Origin of the sequence: Streptomyces sp. NPDC017979 (genome assembly GCF_044328175.1) — a bacterium.
Lineage (GTDB): Bacteria > Actinomycetota > Actinomycetes > Streptomycetales > Streptomycetaceae > Streptomyces.
In genome coordinates, this window is record NZ_JBIRGU010000003.1 from 408,909 (window position 1) to 427,869 (window position 18,961).

Here is an 18,961-nt window from a genome sequence, read left to right on the forward strand (position 1 = left end):
CGTACGAAGAGCCCCACTGACCTTCCCGGTCGATGGGGCTCTTCGCATGCGTGCTGTTACGGGGTCATGCGTGCAGGTACGGGGTTACGCGTCCCCGCCCGCCGGACCCGGGTCCGCCGCCGCCACGTCCAGCAGCCGGTACCGGTCCACGGCCTGCTTCAGCGCCGAGCGGTCCACCTTCCCCTCCCGCGCCAGCTCCGTCAGCACCGCCAGCACGATCGACTGCGCGTCGATGTGGAAGAAGCGCCGCGCCGCGCCGCGGGTGTCCGCGAAGCCGAAGCCGTCCGCACCCAGCGAGGAGTACGTCCCCGGCACCCAGCGCGAGATCTGGTCCGGCACCGAGCGCATCCAGTCCGACACCGCCACGAACGGCCCCTCGGCGCCGCTCAGCTTGCGGGTCACGTACGGCACGCCCTGCTCCTCCTCGGGGTGCAGCAGATTGTGCTCCTCCACCGCCACGGCCTCGCGTCGCAGCTCGTTCCAGGAGGTCGCGGACCAGACGTCGGCCCGCACGTTCCACTCGTCAGCGAGGATCCGCTGCGCCTCGACCGCCCACGGCACGGCCACGCCCGACGCCATGATCTGCGCCGGGATCTGCCCCCGCTCGCCCGCCCGGTAGCGGTGGATCCCCTTGAGGATGCCCTCCACGTCCACGTCGGCCGGCTCCGCCGGGTGCTGGATGGGCTCGTTGTAGACCGTCAGGTAGTAGAAGACGTCCTCGCCGTGCGGATGCTCCGCGTCACCGCCGTACATCCTGCGCAGCCCGTCCTCGACGATGTGCGCGATCTCGAAGCCGAAGGCCGGGTCGTACGCCACGCAGCCCGGGTTGGTGGAGGCCAGCAGCTGGGAGTGGCCGTCCGCGTGCTGGAGGCCCTCGCCGGTCAGCGTCGTGCGGCCGGCGGTCGCCCCCAGCACGAAGCCGCGCGAGAGCTGGTCGGCCATCTGCCAGAACTGGTCCCCCGTGCGCTGGAAGCCGAACATCGAATAGAACACGTACACCGGGATCAGCGGTTCGCCGTGGGTGGCGTACGCCGACCCCGCGGCGATCAGCGAGGCCGTGCAGCCCGCCTCCGAGATGCCGTCGTGCAGCATCTGCCCGGTCGGCGACTCCTTGTACGCGAGCAGCAGCTCCCGGTCCACCGACTCGTACTGCTGGCCCAGCGGGTTGTAGATCTTGGCGCTGGGGAAGAAGGAGTCCATCCCGAAGGTGCGGTACTCGTCCGGTGCGATCAGCACGAAGCGCTTGCCGATCTCCTTGTCCCGCATCAGGTCCTTCAGCAGCCGGACGAAGGCCATCGTGGTGGCGATCGACTGCTGGCCCGAGCCCTTCTTCACCGCCGCGTAGGTCTGCTCGCCCGGCAGCTCCAGCGGCTTCGACCGCACCACGCGGGACGGTACGTAACCGTCCAGCGCCCGGCGGCGGTCGTGCATGTACTGGATCTCCTCCGAGTTCCGGCCCGGGTGGTAGTACGGCGGCAGCCCGCTCTCCAACTGGGAGTCCGCGATCGGGATGTGCAGCCGGTCCCGGAACCGCTTGAGGTCGTCGACGGTGAGCTTCTTCATCTGGTGGGTCGCGTTGCGGCCCTCGAAGTTGGGGCCGAGGGTCCAGCCCTTCACCGTCTGCGCCAGCACCACCGTCGGCTGGCCCTTGTGCTCCTTGGCCGCCTCGAACGCCGCGTACACCTTGCGGTGGTCGTGGCCGCCGCGCCCCAGGTGCAGGATCTGCTCGTCGGTCATGTTCGCGACCATCGCGCGCAGCCGCTGGTCGCCGCCGAAGAAGTGTTCGCGGATGTACGCGCCGGTCTCGGTGGCGTACGTCTGGAACTGGCCGTCCGGCGTGGTGTTCAACTTGTTCACCAGCAGGCCGTCCCGGTCCTGCGCCAGCAGCGGGTCCCAGGAGCGGTCCCAGATCAGCTTGATCACGTTCCAGCCGGCGCCGCGGAACTGCGACTCCAACTCCTGGATGATCTTGCCGTTGCCGCGCACCGGGCCGTCCAGGCGCTGGAGGTTGCAGTTCACCACGAAGGTGAGGTTGTCCAGGCCCTCGCGGGCGGCGATGGAGAGCTGGCCCAGCGACTCCGGCTCGTCCATCTCGCCGTCGCCGAGGAAGGCCCACACGTGGGAGTTCGAGGTGTCGGCGATCCCGCGGGCGTGCAGATAGCGGTTCATCCGCGCCTGGTAGATCGCGCTGATGGGGCCGAGCCCCATCGACACCGTCGGGAACTCCCAGAAGTCCGGCATCAACCGCGGGTGCGGATAGCTCGACAGCCCGTTCGGCGCCTTCGACTTCTCCTGGCGGAACGCGTCGAGCTGGGCCTCGCTCAGCCGGTCCAGCAGGAACGCCCGGGCGTAGATGCCCGGCGACGCATGGCCCTGGAAGAAGATCTGGTCGCCGCCGTCACCGCCGTCCTTGCCCCGGAAGAAGTGGTTGAAGCCCACGTCGTAGAGGGAGGCGGAGGACGCGAAGGTGGCGATGTGGCCGCCCACGCCGATGCCCGGGCGCTGGGCCCGCGAGACCATCACCGCGGCGTTCCAACGCGTCGCGTTGAGGACCCTGCGCTCGACCTCCTCGTTTCCCGGGAAGAACGGCTCGTCCTTGGTGGCGATGGTGTTGACGTAGTCCGTGCTGCGCATCTCCGGCACGGCCACCCGCTTCTCGCGGGCCCGCTCGATGAGGCGGAGCATCAGATAGCGGGCCCGTTCCCGGCCCCGCTCGTCGACGGCGGCGTCGAGTGAGTCCAGCCACTCCTTGGTCTCCTCGGGATCGAAGTCCGGGACCTGGCTGGGAAGGCCGCCAATGATGATCGGGTTGCGATCTGATCCGGAAGCCACGCTGTTCCTTCGCTGCTCGGAGGGGTTCGAAATCCGGGGCCGGAGTGCTGGGCTCTGGTACGGAGCCTTCGTACGGGAACTCCCGTACGGAGCGTTGCGAGTGCTGCGAGTGCTGCGAGGTGTCGTGCTGCGTCGTACTGCGTCGTACTGCGTCGTGCGGTGCTGCGAGGGGCGCCGTACCGCCTCCCATCGTCCACCGCAGGCCGGGAAACGTCATCTCTACCGAGGGGTAACCCGTGATCCGGCCCACACGTCGCGACGCGGCCCCCGCGCTCGACACCGGGGCAGGACCACCCAAATCGCAACCATACGCCCGGGGCGGTACGGGGTTCCGTTCGGGTGCTCCGGGCGGGACTCGGTATCGAGCGGAGGTGAATGAGTCGTAAATTAGGGGTATGCGACCGACAGCGGCGGCGCGGCGCCCCGGTGGGGCCCGTCCGTCGGGAGGTGGTCGTGGGCTCCGACGAGCCGTGCGGCCCAAGCCGCACGTGTCAGGAGTTGCGCCGAGACGGACGCAAACGTCACCGTTTCGGCGGTCTGGACGGCCGGGTACTTGCGCGATCCGTCCCGCCCGTGTGGACTACGGCCAAAGCCGCGCGTACGCGCGCGTGGCGCAGCATCTACCGAACATGATCAGGAGGCAAGCCGTGAGCGCGACCGCGGACCACGCGGAGGAGCGGACCAACCCGGCAGCGAGGCTGGGGTTCGAGCCCGGACAGGTGGTCCAGGAGATCGGCTTCGACGACGACGCCGACCAGGATCTCCGTGAAGGCATCGAGTCCGTCATCGGCCAGGATCTGGTGGACGAGGAATACGACGACGTCGCCGACGTGGTCGTCCTCTGGTTCCGGGACGAGGACGGCGACCTGACGGACGCCCTGGTGGACGCCATCGGCCTCCTCGACGAGGGCGGCATGATCTGGCTGCTGACTCCGAAGACCGGCCGGGACGGCTACGTGGAGCCGAGCGACATCAGCGAGGCCGCCCAGACCGCCGGGCTCTCGCAGACCAAGAGCATCAGCGTGGCCAAGGATTGGTCGGGCACCAAGCTCGCCGCCCCCAAGCGCTGACCTTCCGTCCGCCGGCTGGGTGACCGGCGTACGCATCAGACGCAGGCCGTACCGAGCTGCCGCACGTCGGCCGCCGGCGTCGGGCCCCCGAGGAGGGGCCCAGGGCCCCACGGACCCCCTCCGCCTCCGGGCGGAGGGGGTCCGCGCGTAGGGTGGGGGGCGACCTTGGGTGCACCCGGTGGGGTGGACCCGGCACCCCAACAGGACCGGCGGAAGGAACCCACGCGCCATGGCGATCGAGGTCGGCACCAAGGCCCCGGATTTCGAGCTCAAGGACAACCACGGCCGAACCGTGCGTCTCGCGGACTACCGCGGTGAGAAGAACGTGGTGCTGCTCTTCTACCCGTTCGCCTTCACCGGCGTGTGCACGGGCGAGCTGTGCGCCCTGCGCGACGAGCTGCCCACGTTCGTCAACGACTCCACCCAGCTCCTCGCCGTCTCCAACGACTCCATCCACACCCTGCGCGTCTTCGCCGAGCAGGAGGGCCTGGAGTACCCGCTGCTGTCGGACTTCTGGCCGCACGGCGAGGTCTCCCGGGCCTACGGGGTCTTCGACGAGGACAAGGGCTGCGCCCTGCGCGGCACCTTCGTCATCGACAAGGAGGGCGTGGTGCGCTGGAGCGTCCTCAACGCCCTCCCGGACGCCCGGGACCTCGACGAGTACGTCACGGCTCTCGGCGCGCTCGACGCCTGATCGGGTCCGGGCGGGACGGATCGAAGGCGTAGCGGGCGAAAGCCTGTTTCCCGGCGGAACCGCTCACTAGGATCCACTTGTTGATCCGACACGAAACGCACCACGGGGGCGCTGCCCCTGAAGACCTATGGAGGGACTCGTGGGAGTCAGCCTCAGCAAGGGCGGCAACGTCTCGCTGACCAAGGCCGCACCCGGACTGACCGCCGTCACGGTGGGCCTCGGTTGGGACGTCCGCACCACCACCGGTACGGACTTCGACCTGGACGCCAGCGCCCTGCTGACCAACACCGAGGGCAAGGTCGCCGGCGACGGGAACTTCGTCTTCTTCAACAACCTCAAGAGCCCCGACGGTTCCGTCGAGCACACTGGTGACAACCTCACCGGTGAGGGCGAGGGCGACGACGAGCAGATCAAGGTGAACCTCGCGGGTGTGCCCGCCGACGTCGACAAGATCGTCTTCCCGGTCTCCATCTACGACGCGGAGAGCCGCAGCCAGTCCTTCGGCCAGGTGCGCAACGCCTTCATCCGCGTCGTCAACCAGGCCGACAACAACGAACTGGCCCGCTACGACCTGACCGAGGACGCCTCGACGGAGACCGCGATGGTCTTCGGCGAGCTGTACCGCCACGGCGCCGAGTGGAAGTTCCGCGCGATCGGCCAGGGGTACGCCTCCGGTCTGCGCGGCATCGCCCAGGACTTCGGCGTCAACGTCTGAGCAGTCAGTCAGCACCCGTCCGGCGCCGCACTGCTGCACCTCGCAGTGCGGCGCCGGACGTTCCTGTGACGGATGTTCCGTTTGCAGGTCGGGCGTGCCGGACAGGCACGCTGCGAATCCAACGTCTTTACGGGGAGGACCAGATCATGGGCGTCACACTCGCCAAGGGGGGCAACGTCTCCCTCTCCAAGGCGGCACCGAACCTCACCCAGGTGCTCATCGGCCTCGGCTGGGACGCGCGCTCCACCACCGGAGCCGACTTCGACCTGGACGCCAGCGCGCTGCTGTGCGGCGGCGGCCGGGTCCTGGGGGACGAGTACTTCGTCTTCTACAACAACCTCAAGAGCCCCGAGGGCTCGGTCGAGCACACCGGTGACAACCTCACCGGCGAGGGCGACGGCGACGACGAGTCACTGCTGGTCGACCTCACCAAGGTGCCGACCAACGTCGACAAGGTCATCTTCCCGGTCTCCATCCACGACGCGGACAACCGCGGCCAGACGTTCGGCCAGGTCAGCAATGCGTTCATCCGGGTGGTCAACCAGGCCGACGGCCAGGAACTCGCTCGCTACGACCTCAGTGAGGACGCCTCCACCGAGACCGCGATGATCTTCGGCGAGCTCTACCGCTACGGGGCGGAGTGGAAGTTCCGTGCAGTGGGCCAGGGGTACGCATCGGGCCTGCGCGGCATCGCTCTAGACTTCGGGGTCAACGTTTCGTAAAGCCGCGCCCAGGGCGGGGAAACCCGCCCCGGCTGTGCGGGGAGAACCCTCCCACGGACTGCCCGGGGGGCTTCGGGGGACCCCCACCTACACGATTGGGTAGCAGTGGTTCTGAAAACCTTCGGCTGGTCGTTCGCGGTCACCGCGCTCGGCCTGGTCGCAGCCGTGTTCTACGGCGGGTGGACCGCGTTCTGGATCGTGGCGATCCTCTCCATCATGGAGATCTCGCTGTCGTTCGACAACGCGGTCGTCAACGCCGGAATCCTGAAGAAGATGAACGCCTTCTGGCAGAAGATCTTCCTCACCATCGGCATCCTCATCGCCGTCTTCGGCATGCGGCTCGTCTTCCCCGTCATCATCGTCGCCGTCAGCGCCAGTCTCGGGCCCATCGAGGCCGTGGAGTTGGCGCTGAACGACAAGGACAAGTACGAGCAGCTCGTCACCGACGCGCACGCCTCCATCGCCGCCTTCGGCGGCATGTTCCTGCTGATGATCTTCCTCGACTTCATCTTCGAGGAGCGGGAGATCAAGTGGCTCGGCTGGATCGAGCGCCCGCTGTCCAAGCTGGGCAAGGTCGACATGCTGTCGGTCTGCATCGCCCTGATCGTCCTGATGATCAGTGCGCTCTTCCTGGCCCCCGAGGCGCACACCCACAGCGGCGCGGCGGACAAGACCGAGACGGTCCTGCTCTCCGGCGTCGCCGGTCTGATCACCTACCTGGTCGTCGGCGGTCTCTCCGGGTACTTCGAGAACAAGCTCGAAGAGGAGGAGGAGCGCGAGCACGAGGAGGAGGAAGCCGCCCGCAAGAGCGGCAAGCGGGTCACCGCCCTCCAAGTCGGCGGCAAGGCCGCCTTCTTCCTCTTCCTCTACCTGGAAGTCCTGGACGCGTCCTTCTCGTTCGACGGCGTCATCAGCGCCTTCGCCATCACCAACGAGATCGTGCTGATGGCCCTCGGCCTCGGCATCGGCGCCATGTACGTCCGTTCGCTCACCATCTACCTGGTCCGCCAGGGCACCCTGGACGACTACGCGTACCTGGAGCACGGCGCCCACTACGCCATCGGTGCGCTCGCCACGATCCTGCTGGTCACGATCCGCTTCGAGATCCACGAGATCATCACCGGCCTGGTCGGCGTGGTCCTGATCGGTTGGGCCTTCTGGTCCTCCGTCAAGCGCAACCGGGCACTCGCCGCGGAAGCGGGCGAAAAGGCCCGGCCACACTCCGAAGCCGGGGTGTGACGACCGCGTTATTGCGGAACGCTCTCTGCGGGGCGGCTTCGAGGCACGGGCCTCGGCGCCGCCCCGCGCGGCGCCCGCGGGGCGGGGGGAGCGGCACGGCGCGGGGAGAAGGGTCCGTCTGCACGACGCGACCGCCGACACACCACCGGGGGTGGGAACGCATGGCCTTCTGGGACGGACTGCTGCGCGGCAGGGCCTCTCAGTTCGACCTCGGCACCGCCGCGGCGAACGTGATCCCGTTGACGAAGCGACGGCCCACGGTGTCGCTGACCAAGCAGGGCGCCGCCACCGGCCACCTGCGGGTCAACCTGTCCTGGCGGATGCGGACCTCGGACATCGAGGGCCGCCCCGAGCTGGGCGGCAGACTGCTGCGGCACCCCTTGAAGTTCTTCCAGCCCGAAGTCGTCCAGGCCCACACCCAGGGCATGGTCAACGTCGACCTGGACCTCGGGTGCCTGTACGAGTTGGACGACGGCAGCAAGGGCGTGGTCCAGCCCCTCGGCGGCTTCCTCGGCTCGACCAACGAAGCGCCGTACGTCAGGTGCAGCGGCGACGACCGCTTCGGCTCCGGCTCGGGCGAGACCATCTACGTCAACCTCGACCACCACGCGGAGATCAAGCGGTTGCTCTTCTTCGTCTACATCTACGACCAGACGCCGGCCTTCGACCGCACCCACGCGGTGGTCACGCTCCATCCGAGCAGCGGCCCGCGGGTCACGGTCGAGCTCGACGAACGCGCCCCGCAGGCCCGCTCCTGCGCGGTGTTCTCCATGGAGAACATCAAGGGGGAGATGATCGTCCGCCGTGAAGTGAAGTTCGTCTACGGCTTCCAGGCAGAGCTCGACCGGCTTTACGGATGGGGCTTGCAGTGGGGTCGCGGATACAAGACGAAGCTGTAGGACGCCCGTCGGCACCCGGCGTCGTCACGCCCGGTGCGGACGGGTCAGCGCCGGGCGAACTGCGGGCCCATGGGCGGCAGCCGGAAGTCCGGGTCGGGGACGAAGGCGGCGGCCGGCTGCGGATGGCCGTACGCGGGCCGGGCGGCCGGCGGCTGCGCCGGCTGCGGGGGCACGACGGGCGGCTGCGCCGGCGGCGGAGGGACGGCCGGGGCCGCCACCGGTGCTGCGGCGGACGGTGTCGCAGTCACCGCCGAAGCCGGGCTCCCGGACCCGTCGGGCTCCACGGCCGACGTGCCCTCGTCCACCGAGATCCCGAAGTCCGTGGCCAGCCCCACCAGGCCCGTCGGATAGCCCTGCCCGACCGCCCGGAACTTCCACGCGTCCCCGCGCCGGTACAGCTCGCCGCAGATGACCGCCGTCTCCATGCCCGTCTCCGGCAGCACGTCGAAGACCGCGATCGCCTCGCCGTCCGCCCGGGCGGCGTCGTACAGCGCGATCCGCAGGTCCCGCACGTGCTCGAAGGTGCCGCCGTCCGAGGACGCCGCCAGCACGACCTGGTCCACGGAGGCGTCCAGTGCGCTGAGGTCCGCCTCGACGGTGTCCGCCAGGTGCTCCCCGACCTGCTGCTTCGGCAGCCGGCGCACCAGCCCCGAGGGGTGCCGCGGCTGGTTGTAGAAGACGAAGTCCGCGTCGGAGCGGACCCGGGCGTCCGGCCCGAGCAGCAGCGCGGAGGCGTCCACGTCCGGGACCCCGTTCCCCGGCGTCCAGCGCAGCACGGCCCGTACGGCCGTGGCGTTCAGTGCGACGTTCGAGCCCTTCACCATCGCGTGCGTCATGACCGTCATCCTGCCTTCCCCGGGGCCGCCCGGACAACGCGGGGCGCGGGGGAGGGCGCGCGACCCCGGAGCGGATGCGGCCGGACGCGTGGAGGGTGCAACCATGTCACCCGGCGTTCACCGCCCGGGGGAACTCCCGGCACGCTTTCGTACGTACTATTACCGGCCACGTCAAACAGGCGGGCCACCCAGGAGCACGGGGGACATCGATGCGTCATTTCGGGCAGCTTTCACCTGCCGCCAGGGAGCGCCTGTTCCATCGGGAGCCCGCGGAGTTCAGCGCGGACTCCCCGGCCCGCGTGCTCGCTGCCGCCCTCGGGGCCACGCTCTACAGCCCGGCCACCAGGCCCCGGCTCGCCGACGACGTCCTCAAGCAGGTGACCAGCGGAGTCGTCTCCATGGTGCTCTGCCTGGAGGACTCCATCGACGACGCCGAAGTGCCGGCCGCCGAGGAGAACCTGATCCGGCACTTCGCCAATCTCGACGTCCGCGCCCAAAAGGGCGCGGAACTCCCCCTGCTCTTCATTCGCGTCCGGGTCCCCGGACAGATTCCCGATCTTGCCCGACGGCTTGGAAAATCGATTCGCCGGCTGTCTGGATTCGTACTACCGAAGTTCACCGAAGAACGCGGGATTCCCTTCCTCGAAGCCCTCACCGCCGCCGAGGCCGCCACCGGACAGCGCCTCTTCGCCATGCCCGTCCTGGAGTCCCCGGAGCTGCTGCACCTGGAGACCCGGCGGCAGACCCTCAGCGGCATCGCCACCACCGTGGACAAGTACCGCGACCGGGTCCTCGCGCTGCGCCTGGGCGTCACCGACTTCTGCTCCGCCTACGGGCTGCGCCGCGCGCCCGACATGACGGCGTACGACGTCCAGATCGTCGCCTCCGTCATCGCGGACGTCGTCAACGTCCTCGGCCGCGCCGACGGCACCGGCTACACCGTCACCGGACCCGTGTGGGAGTACTTCCGACTCCAGGAGCGGATGTTCAAGCCGCAGCTTCGGCGCAGCCCCTTCATGGCGGGGCGCGCCGACGAGCTGCGCACCGCGCTGATCGAGCACGACCTCGACGGACTGCTCCGCGAGATCGAGCTGGACCGGGCCAACGGGCTGACCGGCAAGACCTGCATCCACCCCTCGCACGTCGTGCCCGTGCACGCGCTGTCCGTGGTCAGCCACGAGGAGTTCAGCGACGCGCAGGACATCCTCCGCCCGGAGCGGGGCGGCGGCGGGGTGGTGCGTTCCGCGTACACGAACAAGATGAACGAGGTGAAGCCGCACCGCGCCTGGGCCGAGCGGACCCTGCTGCGGGCGACGGCCTTCGGCGTGGCCAGGGAGGACGTCGGCTTCGTGGAGCTGCTGACGGCGGGGCTCGTCGACAAGTGACGGAGCAGGCCCCGCACGCGTACGGAAGACCAGCGGTGACACAGAGCCCGGAGGCGGCAGAGGTGACAGGCGAGCACAACGAGCAGGCCGAGACGGTCGAGCTGGCCGGTACGGTCGAGCAGGCGGTTGAGACGGCCGAAGCGACGGCGATACGGGACGAGCCGGGCTCGGCCGACGTCTGGTCGGGGCGATGGGTCTCCGAACGCCTCGGTGTGACGCTCGCCGGGGCCGACGAGCTGCCCGCGCTCCTCGGCCTCGCGCTGCGCCGCAACCCCAAGCGCGCCCATCTGCTGGTCTCCAACGTGCTCGGCAAGCACGTCCCGCAGTCGCCCGCCGTCGTGTACGGCGCCGGGTACGACCTCGGGGTCCGGGTCCGGGAGCTGCTGGGCGAGGCGGAGACGGCCCGCGCGGTCGTCCTCGGGTACGCCGAGACCGCGACCGGCCTCGGGCACTGCGTCGCCGACGGCGTCGCCCTGGCGCCGTACCTGCACTCCACCCGCAGGCCGGTGCCGGGCGTGCCGAGCGCGGGCGGCTTCGAGGAGTCCCACTCCCACCACACCTCGCACCTGCTGCTGCCCGCCGACCCCGGACTGCTGACCGGCACCGGGCCGCTGGTCCTCGTCGACGACGAGTTCTCCACCGGCAACACCGTCCTGAACACCATCCGGACCCTGCACGAGCGCTACCCGCGGCAGCGGTACGTCATCGTCGCCCTGGTCGACATGCGCACCCCGGCGGACCGGGAGCGGCTGACGGCCTTCGCCGCCGAGCTGGGCGCCCGGGTCGACCTGGTCGCGCTCGCCTCGGGCACCGTCGGCCTGCCCGACGACGTCCTGGCGAAGGGCGTGGCCCTGGTCGCGCAGGAGGAGGCCCGCCGGCCGGTGACCGACGCGCCCGCCACGGGCGCCGTGCCGCGTCAGGCCCCGCTGGACTGGCCCGCCGACGTGCCCGACGGCGGACGCCACGGCTTCGGCCCCGACCACCGGCAGCGGCTGGAGACGGCGCTGCCCGCCCTGGCCGCCGCGCTCGCCGCCGAGCTGCCCTCCGATGCGCGGCGCGTCCTCGTCCTCGGCTGCGAAGAGCTGATGTACGCGCCGCTGCGGCTCGCCACCGCGCTGGAGGCGCAGCTCGCCGACGACGTCCTGGTGCGGTACTCGACGACGACCCGGTCACCCGTGCTCGCCGTCGACGACCCGGGGTACGCGATCCGCACCCGGCTCGCCTTCCCCGCCCACGACGACCCCGCCGACGGCCCGGGCGAGCGCTACGCGTACAACGTCGCGGGCGCCGGCTTCGACGCGGTCGTCGCCGTCGTCGACTCCACCGCCGACACCCCCGCCCTGCACGCCCCCGACGGGCTGCTCCGGCAGCTTGCCGCGCACGCCCCGCACGTCCTGCTGGCGGTCGTCCCCAGCCGCGTGCCCCCGTCCGCGCGCCCGCCCCAGTCACCGCCTTCGTCCCTGCAAGCACCACCGGAAACGGCCCCCATGCTGCCCGAGCCCCTCCGCGGCCCCGCGTTCTCCTCGTACGCCCCCGACGAGGTGGGCTGGCTGCTCCAGGACCTGTCGGACGTGGCGCTGGAGGCGCCCACGGAGGAGCGCGAGGAGGCGGTGCAGAGCGGCGGCGCGCACTACGCGGAGTCGCTGCCGGTGGAGTACCAGCCGAGTGCCGAGTACCAACGGCTCTTCGAGCGCGCCCTGGACGACTCGGCCGCCCGGATCGCCCGCGCGGTCGGCACGGTCACCGAACTCGTGCTCGCCGAGCGCTCGCCGCGCCCCGTGCTGGTCTCGCTGGCCCGCGCCGGCACCCCGGTCGGCGTCCTGATGCGCCGCTGGGCCCAGCGCCGGCACGGCCTCGAACTGCCGCACTACGCGGTCTCCATCGTCCGGGGCCGCGGCATCGACGCCAACGCGCTGCGCTGGCTGCGCGAGCACCACGACCCGGCGGACGTCGTCTTCGTCGACGGCTGGACGGGCAAGGGCGCCATCACCCGCGAACTGGCCGCCGCGATCCGTGAGTTCGAGGGCTTCGTGCCGGAGATCGCGGTGCTCGCCGACCCGGGCGGCTGCGTCGGCACGTACGGCACCCGCGAGGACTTCCTCATCCCCTCCGCCTGCCTCAACTCCACCGTCTCCGGGCTGATATCGCGCACCGTCCTGCGGGCCGACCTGGTCGGACCCGGCGACTACCACGGCGCGAAGTTCTACCGGGACCTGGCGGACGCCGACGTCTCGAACCGCTTTCTCGACTCGATCACCGCCCGCTTCGACGAGGTCGCCGCGGCCGTCGACGCGGAGGCCAAGGAACTGCTGGCGGCCGACCGCACCCCCACCTGGGCGGGTTGGGCGGCCGTGGAGCGGATCTGCGAGGAGTACGGCATCCACGACGTGAACCTCGTCAAGCCCGGCGTCGGCGAGACCACCCGGGTGATGCTGCGGCGCGTGCCCTGGCGGGTGCTGGCCCGCCGCGGCGCCGGCAGCGACCTGGACCACGTGCGACTCCTCGCCGAGCAGCGCGGCGTCCCCGTGGAGGAGGTCGACGACCTGCCGTACAGCTGCGTCGGCCTGATCCATCCGCGCTACACCAAGGGCGCGACCGGTGCCGACGGCACGGCGGTGAGCGCGCGATGAGCCGTGTCGTGGACCACGGGCGCCCGGTGCGCCTGGTCGCCAGCGACCTGGACCGCACGCTGATCTACTCGGCCGGCGCACTCCAGTTGAACGTTCCGGACGCGGACGCTCCGCGGCTGCTGTGCGTGGAGGTGTACCAGGGCCAGCCGCTGTCGTACGTCACCGAGACCGCGGCGGGGCTGCTGGTGCGGCTCGCCGCCGAGACGGCCTTCGTGCCGACGACCACGCGCACCCGGGAGCAGTACGGGCGCATCCACCTGCCGGGGCCGCCCCCGGCGTACGCGATCTGTGCGAACGGCGGCCACATCCTGGTCGACGGGGTGTCCGACCCGGACTGGCGGCGCAGGGTGGCCGCCCGGCTGACGGACGAGTGCGCGTCCCTGGACGAGGTGCGCGGCCACCTCCGGTCGGTCGCCGACCCGGCGTGGCTGCTGAAGGAGCGCGTCGCCGAGGACCTGTTCGCCTATCTCGTCGTCGACCGCGCGCAGTTGCCGGCGGAGTGGATCGAGGAGCTGTCGGCCTGGGCGGAGCACCGCGGCTGGTCGGTCTCCCTCCAGGGCCGCAAGGTGTACGCCGTGCCGCGTCCGCTCACCAAGAGCGCGGCCGTCCGAGAGGTGGCGCACCGCACCGGCGCCGACGAGGTGCTCGCGGCCGGGGACTCGCTCCTCGACGCGGACCTGCTGCTGGCCGCGGACCGCGGTTGGCGGCCGGGGCACGGCGAGTTGGCGGACACGGGGTGGGTCGGGCCGCGGGTGACGGTGGTGCCGGAGCGCGGCGTGGCGGCGGGGGAGGAGATCCTGCGGCGGTTCCTCGCGCCGTGAGCGGGGGCCGTCAGAGCAGGACGGCGCGCAGCATCGCCGCGTAGTCGGCGGCGGTCGGCGGCCGGTCGGTCAGCAGGGCCTGCATCAGCAGGCCGTCGTACGCACCGGCCAACAGCCGCAGCCGCACCGGGTCGTCGGTGTAGCGGCGGCCGAACTCCTCGATCGCCCCGAGCCAGTCGTCGGTGGCGCTGCGCAACTCGGGGCGCCGGGCGGCCAGCAGGAACAGCTCGTACTCCGCGAGCAGGTGCGCGGGGCGGGCCACGGCCGCGCACATCACGTCGGCGAGGCCGCCCAGCGCGGCGGCGGTGCCGTCGGTCCGTGCGGCCAGCGCCCGGACCCGCTCCGCGTCCTCGTGCATGCAGCGGGTGAGCGCCGCGGTGAGCAGCTCGTCGATGCTGCTGAAGTAGTACGCGGCGGCGGTGGCGGGCTGCCCCGCCTCCCGCGCCACTGCGCGGTGGCTGACCCCGGCGACGCCGTCCCGGGCCACCACGCGGACGGTCGCCTCGATGAGTTCCTGCTTGCGGCGCTCGCCCTTGGCGCGGCGGCCGTCGGTCGTGGGGTCGGTGGTGGGGTCGGTCACTTCGCTCCCGGGTCGGATCGCCGTCCGCTGCGGATTGCCGCGGATCGCCGTTCAGGGACCCTATCGGTGGTGGTCACGGCGCTACGCGTCGCAGGGCACGGGCCGGTCGGCGCCCTCGTCGGCGGGTTCGACGGCCGGTCGTGCGGCGAGCGCACGGGCCAGCGGACCGCGCGCACCCACGGCGAGCAGCAGGGCGACGGCGCCCGCGACGACCGCGACCGAGAAGCCGCCGACCGGCCCGTGCCGGTCCACCAGCGCGCCGGAGACGGCGGCGCCGAGCGCGACGCCCACGTTGAGCCCGGTGAGCGCCCAGGTCATGCCTTCGGTGAGCCGGGCGGGCGGCACCGTGCGCTCCACCAGGTTCATCACCACGATCATCGTCGGGGCGAAGAAGAGGCCGGCGAAGAAGACGGCGACGGCCAGCGTCGCGATGCCGTCGACGAAGAGCAGCGGCAGCGTGGTCAGGGCGGTGCCGGCGGCCCCGAACGCGAGCAGGTGGGGCAGCGGCACGCTGAGGCGCAGGGCGCCGAAGACCAGTCCGGCCAGCGCCGACCCGATGGCGTACACGGCCAGCACGACGCCCGCGCCGGCCGCGCTGCCCCGCTCCTCGGCGAACGCGACGCCCACGACGTCGACGGTGCCGACGATGGCGCCGCCCGCGACCAGGACCAGGGCCAACAGCCGTACGGACCCGATCCGGATCGCCGAGCCGCCGCCCGCCCCCGCGGGCGCACCGCTCGTTCCGGGGCGCAGGACGGGCGGCTCGGTGGACTTCTGGGGGACGAACAGCAGCACGCCGATCGTCAGCAGGGCGACCGCGACCAGCGGCCCCGCCTCCGGGAAGAGCGCGGTGGACAGCCCCACGGAGAGCGCCGGTCCCACGACGAAGGTGAGTTCGTCGACGACCGACTCCAGCGAGAAGGCGGTGTGCAGCCGGGGCGAGTCGCGATACGCGTGCGTCCAGCGCGCCCGGACCATCGCGGCCATGTTCGGCAGCGTGCCGGCGAGCACGGCGCACGCGAACAGCGTCCAGACCGGTGCGTCGTACCGGGCGCAGAGCAACAGCGCCCCGAGTCCGACGACGCTCAGCCCGGTGGCGGGCAGCAGCACCCGGCCCTGCCCGGCGCGGTCGGCGAGTCGGGCCACCTGCGGTCCGAAGAGGGCGGTGGAGAGCGTGAAGACCGCGGAGACGGCGCCGGCGAGCCCGTACTCGCCGCGCATCTGGGACAGCATCGTGATGATCCCGATCGCGGTCATCGAGACCGGCATGCGGGCGACGAAGCCCGCGGCCGAGAACGCGCGGGAACCCGGCGCCCGGAACAGCTCGCGGTAGGGGTTGGCCACGGGGCCACCTCCGGTCGATCGACGACAAGAAACTCGAACGATCGTAAGATATTGAACGAGCGTTAGAGTTTCAAGTCCCAAAAGAGCCCCGCCCTGCGTTGAGCAGCAGGAACGGGGCTCGGAAGAGGAACGGCGCCTTACGTCGGAAGAGGAACCGGAAGAGGAACGGCGCCTTGGAGGCGCTAGGCCCGACGCTTGCCGGGGCCCGCCTTGAACATGCGGACGACGAAGAAGGCGACGACCGCCAGCCCCGCCACCACCAGGACCACCTTCGAGTACGTGGAGACGTACCCCGTCACGGACTCCCAGTTCTCCCCCAGCACGTACCCGGCCAGCACGAAGACCGTGTTCCAGATCGCGCTCCCCGCCGTCGTCAGCGCCAGGAACAGCGGCTGGGACATCCGCTCCACACCGGCCGGCACGGATATCAGCGAACGGAAGATCGGCAGCATCCGCCCGAAGAAGACCGCCTTCGGGCCGTGCTTGATGAACCACGCCTCCGTCTTCTCGATGTCGGAGATCTTCAACAGCGGCAGCTTCGACGCGATGGCGATCGTCCGGTCCCGCCCCAGCGCCGCGCCCACGCCGTACAGCGCCCACGCACCGACGACCGATCCGATCGTGGTCCAGATCAGCGCGGCGATCAGGTTCATCTGCCCCGTGCTCGCCGCGAACCCGGCGAGCGGGAGGATCAGCTCGCTGGGAATCGGCGGAAAGAGGTTCTCCAGGGCGATGGCGATGCCCGCGCCCGGCGCGCCGAGCGTGTCCATCAGGCTGTTGATCCAGCCCGGGGCACTGCTCTCGATCGGCTCGGCGGCGTTCACGATCATGGGGTCCATTTCTCCACGGTAAGGAAGGGGAGCTGAAGGGAGACTGAAGGCCCCTACACACTGACCTGCGGTTTACCCCAGTGTGCCAGGCCCCGCAAAACGGCTAGCGTGATCAATCATGGAGGATGCGAACAGGCGGGACGTACACGGGCCGTTGCAGACCACCACGAACGAGCCGCCGCAGCCCGTCGATGCCGGCGTGGCCGGTGAGGCCGCCGGGGCCGGCCGGGCGTCGGGGCCCTTCGAGGACGGGAGGCCGCGGCTCCTCGGCGGCGCCCCGTGGAAGGCGGTCGCGGCGTCCGGCGCGCGGTACGCGACCGGGCTGGCCGTCGGGGCGCTGACCGCCCTGGCCGAAGTGCTCGTCGCAGTGCTCGCCGGCGTCCTGCTGCTCAGCGTCCTCGCCTGGCCGCGGGCCCGCCGCGCCCTGCACCGCCCGCTGTCCGCGCTCGCCGTCCGCGCCACCAGGGCCGAGCTGCGCAGGCTCGCCCGGTGGCTGCGCACCCCGACCCCGCAGGAGTACGCACCCGAGCAGGCCGTCCGCTACGCCCTGGCCCGCATCCCCCTCGGCCTCCTCGGCGGGGTGACGCTGTCCTGCGCGGCCGTCGCGCTCTTTTGGATCCTCGTCCCGCTCGCCGGCTGGATCGTCGCCCCCATCGACTACCCCCTGGAGGCCGTCACCACCGGCGTCCTCGGTCTGTTCCTGCTCTTCCTCGCAGCCCAGGGCGTGTACGGCACGGTCCGCCTGGAGAGCGAACTCGCCCGCCACCTCCTCGGCCCGGATCCGAACGCCGCCCTGGAGCTGCGCATCGCCCAGCTCGCCACCAGCCGCGCCGACGTCGTCGCCGCCGTCGACGACGAGCGCCGCCGCATCGAGCGCGATCTCCACGACGGGGTGCAGCAGCACCTCGTCGCCCTCGGAATGCTGCTGGGCCGGGCCCGCCGCAGCCGCGACCGCGAACGCGCCGACCAACTCTTCCGCCAGGCCCACGAGGAGAGCCGCCGGGCCCTGGTCGAGCTGCGCGAGGTCGCCTGGCGCGTCTATCCGACGGCGTTGGACGAGGCGGGGCTCCGGGTGGCCCTGGAGACCGTGGCCGAGCGCACCCCGCTCCCCGTCGACCTCACCTTCGACCCCGACCCCGACCCGATCCGGGTGTCCGGGGCACCGTCCGACCGCCCGGCGCGCCCCTCCGCGCGCCAGGTCGAGACCGCCGCGTACTTCGTCGTCTCCGAAGCCGTCACCAACGTCGTGAAGCACTCCGGCGCCACCCGCATCGCCGTCGACGTGCGCCAGGACGGCGCGCTGCTGCGGCTGAGCGTCACCGACGACGGCACGGGCGGCGCCGACCCCGCCGGCGGCGGACTCACCGGGCTCGCGAGCCGGGTCGCCGCCCTCGACGGCCGGTTCCGGGTGCACAGCCCGGCCGGCGGACCCACCACGATCACTGCGGAGCTGCCGTGCGCGTAATCCTGGCCGAGGACTCGACCCTGCTGCGGGAGGGACTGGTACGCCTGCTCACCGAGGAGGGCCACGACGTGCTCGCGGCCGTCGGCGACGGGGAACGGCTGCTCGTCGAGGTCGCGCGGGAGCAGCCCGACGTCGTGGTGGCCGACGTCCGGATGCCCCCGACCCACACCGACGAAGGGCTGCGCGCGGCCCTGGACATCCGCGCGCGGTGGCCGGAGGTCGGGGTGCTGGTGCTGTCCCAGTACGTGGAGAAGCGTTACGCCGCCGAGTTGCTGAGCGGCGAGCCCGGGGGCGTCGGGTACCTGCTGAAGGACCGGGTCGTGGAGGTCGACGAGTTCCTCGACGCGCTGGAGCGGGTGGCCCGGGGCCGTACCGCCTTCGACCCCGAGGTCGTGCGCCGGTTGCTCGCCCGCAGCTCCGACGCGAAGGACCCGCTGTCCCGCCTCACGGCACGGGAGCGGGACGTCCTCGCGGAGATGGCCCAGGGACACGCCAACGGTGCGATCGCGGCCCGGCTGTACGTGTCGCAGAGCGCGGTCGAGAAGCACATCAACGCGATCTTCGACAAGCTGGAGCTGACGCGTACGGGTGGGTACTCGCGGCGGGTGGTCGCCGTGCTGCGGCACCTGGGGGTGTGATGCCCCGGGTGCCGCGGGGCGCACGGCTCAGCCGCAGCAGCCGCCTCCGCAGCAGCCCCCGCCGCCTCCGCCGCGCACCGGCGGCTCGCCGGTCGGGCCGCCCGCCGTGCCGCCCACGGAGACGGCGGAGAGCAGCCTGACGGTGTCGTCGTGGCCGGAGGGGCAGGTCGCGGGGTCCCCGGACCGGGCCATGGGACGGTCCACTTCGAAGGTGTCGTCGCAGCTGTGGCAGCGGAACTCGTAGCGAGGCATGGCCTTAAG

Annotated in this window: 17 protein-coding genes; 11 read left to right on the forward strand and 6 right to left on the reverse strand. The window is 71.4% G+C overall.

The annotated features are described in order from the left end of the window. Positions 1–84: 84 nt before the first annotated feature. Entirely contained in the window at positions 85–2,832 is a 2,748-nt protein-coding gene (aceE, locus tag ACH4E8_RS11325) for a pyruvate dehydrogenase (acetyl-transferring), homodimeric type (RefSeq protein WP_398446698.1), read from the reverse strand. 647 nt (positions 2,833–3,479) lie between these two features. Here aceE and ACH4E8_RS11330 point away from each other — a divergent pair. From ACH4E8_RS11330 to ACH4E8_RS11355, 6 genes are all read left to right on the forward strand, one after another. After that, positions 3,480–3,902 carry a DUF3052 domain-containing protein gene (locus ACH4E8_RS11330; RefSeq protein ID WP_398446699.1) on the forward strand — a complete coding sequence of 141 codons (423 nt, stop codon included), beginning with the start codon at positions 3,480–3,482 and terminating at the stop codon, positions 3,900–3,902. Between the two features lie 229 nt (positions 3,903–4,131). Then, a complete protein-coding gene (locus tag ACH4E8_RS11335) occupies positions 4,132–4,596 on the forward strand; it encodes a peroxiredoxin (protein WP_398446700.1) in 465 nt (154 codons plus the stop codon). A gap of 139 nt (positions 4,597–4,735) precedes the next feature. Next, positions 4,736–5,311, forward strand: a complete 576-nt coding sequence (locus ACH4E8_RS11340; RefSeq protein ID WP_398446701.1) for a TerD family protein — start codon at positions 4,736–4,738, stop codon at positions 5,309–5,311. 146 nt (positions 5,312–5,457) lie between these two features. Next, complete coding sequence (locus tag ACH4E8_RS11345) at positions 5,458–6,033, forward strand: TerD family protein (protein ID WP_398446702.1); 576 nt, start codon at positions 5,458–5,460, stop codon at positions 6,031–6,033. A 105-nt stretch (positions 6,034–6,138) separates the two neighbouring features. Next, positions 6,139–7,272, forward strand: a complete 1,134-nt coding sequence (locus tag ACH4E8_RS11350; protein WP_398446703.1) for a DUF475 domain-containing protein — start codon at positions 6,139–6,141, stop codon at positions 7,270–7,272. A gap of 161 nt (positions 7,273–7,433) precedes the next feature. Beyond that, positions 7,434–8,171, forward strand: coding sequence for a Tellurium resistance (locus ACH4E8_RS11355; protein ID WP_398446704.1), 738 nt, complete (start codon positions 7,434–7,436; stop codon positions 8,169–8,171). Between the two features lie 44 nt (positions 8,172–8,215). On the opposite strand, the gene ACH4E8_RS11360 is transcribed toward ACH4E8_RS11355, so the two are convergent. Then, positions 8,216–9,016, reverse strand: a complete 801-nt coding sequence (locus ACH4E8_RS11360; protein WP_398446706.1) for a TerD family protein — start codon at positions 9,014–9,016, stop codon at positions 8,216–8,218. Between the two features lie 200 nt (positions 9,017–9,216). Here ACH4E8_RS11360 and ACH4E8_RS11365 point away from each other — a divergent pair, with 200 nt between their 5' ends. From ACH4E8_RS11365 to ACH4E8_RS11375, 3 genes are all read left to right on the forward strand, one after another. Continuing rightward, positions 9,217–10,392, forward strand: coding sequence for an HpcH/HpaI aldolase/citrate lyase family protein (locus ACH4E8_RS11365; protein ID WP_398446708.1), 1,176 nt, complete (start codon positions 9,217–9,219; stop codon positions 10,390–10,392). 149 nt (positions 10,393–10,541) lie between these two features. Then, the gene (locus tag ACH4E8_RS11370) at positions 10,542–13,022 is read left to right on the forward strand and encodes a phosphoribosyltransferase (RefSeq protein WP_398447288.1); all 2,481 of its coding nucleotides are present in this window, start codon (positions 10,542–10,544) and stop codon (positions 13,020–13,022) included. Next, the gene (locus ACH4E8_RS11375) at positions 13,019–13,843 is read left to right on the forward strand and encodes an HAD family hydrolase (RefSeq protein ID WP_398446709.1); all 825 of its coding nucleotides are present in this window, start codon (positions 13,019–13,021) and stop codon (positions 13,841–13,843) included. The genes ACH4E8_RS11370 and ACH4E8_RS11375 overlap by 4 nt, the downstream gene beginning before the upstream one ends. Positions 13,844–13,853: 10 nt before the next feature. On the opposite strand, the gene ACH4E8_RS11380 is transcribed toward ACH4E8_RS11375, so the two are convergent. The 3 genes from ACH4E8_RS11380 to ACH4E8_RS11390 form a co-directional block, all read right to left on the reverse strand. Then, a complete protein-coding gene (locus tag ACH4E8_RS11380) occupies positions 13,854–14,423 on the reverse strand; it encodes a TetR/AcrR family transcriptional regulator (protein WP_398446711.1) in 570 nt (189 codons plus the stop codon). Between the two features lie 81 nt (positions 14,424–14,504). Next, positions 14,505–15,767 (reverse strand): MFS transporter, encoded by a 1,263-nt coding sequence (locus ACH4E8_RS11385; RefSeq protein ID WP_398446713.1) that lies wholly within the window; start codon positions 15,765–15,767, stop codon positions 14,505–14,507. A gap of 182 nt (positions 15,768–15,949) precedes the next feature. Then, positions 15,950–16,597, reverse strand: coding sequence for a DedA family protein (locus tag ACH4E8_RS11390; protein ID WP_398447289.1), 648 nt, complete (start codon positions 16,595–16,597; stop codon positions 15,950–15,952). Positions 16,598–16,715: 118 nt separating this feature from the next. Between ACH4E8_RS11390 and ACH4E8_RS11395 the strand changes: the two genes are divergently transcribed. Continuing rightward, complete coding sequence (locus ACH4E8_RS11395) at positions 16,716–18,062, forward strand: sensor histidine kinase (protein WP_398446715.1); 1,347 nt, start codon at positions 16,716–16,718, stop codon at positions 18,060–18,062. Then, positions 18,053–18,700, forward strand: a complete 648-nt coding sequence (locus ACH4E8_RS11400; protein WP_398446717.1) for a response regulator — start codon at positions 18,053–18,055, stop codon at positions 18,698–18,700. The genes ACH4E8_RS11395 and ACH4E8_RS11400 overlap by 10 nt, the downstream gene beginning before the upstream one ends. Positions 18,701–18,727: 27 nt before the next feature. Here the strand turns inward: ACH4E8_RS11400 and ACH4E8_RS11405 are convergent, their stop codons facing one another. Next, positions 18,728–18,952, reverse strand: a complete 225-nt coding sequence (locus ACH4E8_RS11405; protein WP_398446719.1) for a zinc ribbon domain-containing protein — start codon at positions 18,950–18,952, stop codon at positions 18,728–18,730. Between the last annotated feature and the right edge of the window lie 9 nt (positions 18,953–18,961).

What these genes read in the sequence shown, in the direction of transcription:
- ACH4E8_RS11335 (WP_398446700.1), top strand. Translation starts at nt 4,132, where the DNA reads ATGGCGATCGAGGTCGGCACCAAGGCCCCGGATTTCGAGCTCAAGGAC.
- ACH4E8_RS11345 (WP_398446702.1), top strand. Translation starts at nt 5,458, where the DNA reads ATGGGCGTCACACTCGCCAAGGGGGGCAACGTCTCCCTCTCCAAGGCG.
- ACH4E8_RS11355 (WP_398446704.1), top strand. Translation starts at nt 7,434, where the DNA reads ATGGCCTTCTGGGACGGACTGCTGCGCGGCAGGGCCTCTCAGTTCGAC.
- ACH4E8_RS11360 (WP_398446706.1), bottom strand. Translation starts at nt 9,016, where the DNA reads ATGACGGTCATGACGCACGCGATGGTGAAGGGCTCGAACGTCGCACTG.
- ACH4E8_RS11365 (WP_398446708.1), top strand. Translation starts at nt 9,217, where the DNA reads ATGCGTCATTTCGGGCAGCTTTCACCTGCCGCCAGGGAGCGCCTGTTC.
- ACH4E8_RS11375 (WP_398446709.1), top strand. Translation starts at nt 13,019, where the DNA reads ATGAGCCGTGTCGTGGACCACGGGCGCCCGGTGCGCCTGGTCGCCAGC.
- ACH4E8_RS11390 (WP_398447289.1), bottom strand. Translation starts at nt 16,597, where the DNA reads ATGATCGTGAACGCCGCCGAGCCGATCGAGAGCAGTGCCCCGGGCTGG.
- ACH4E8_RS11395 (WP_398446715.1), top strand. Translation starts at nt 16,716, where the DNA reads ATGGAGGATGCGAACAGGCGGGACGTACACGGGCCGTTGCAGACCACC.
- ACH4E8_RS11405 (WP_398446719.1), bottom strand. Translation starts at nt 18,952, where the DNA reads ATGCCTCGCTACGAGTTCCGCTGCCACAGCTGCGACGACACCTTCGAA.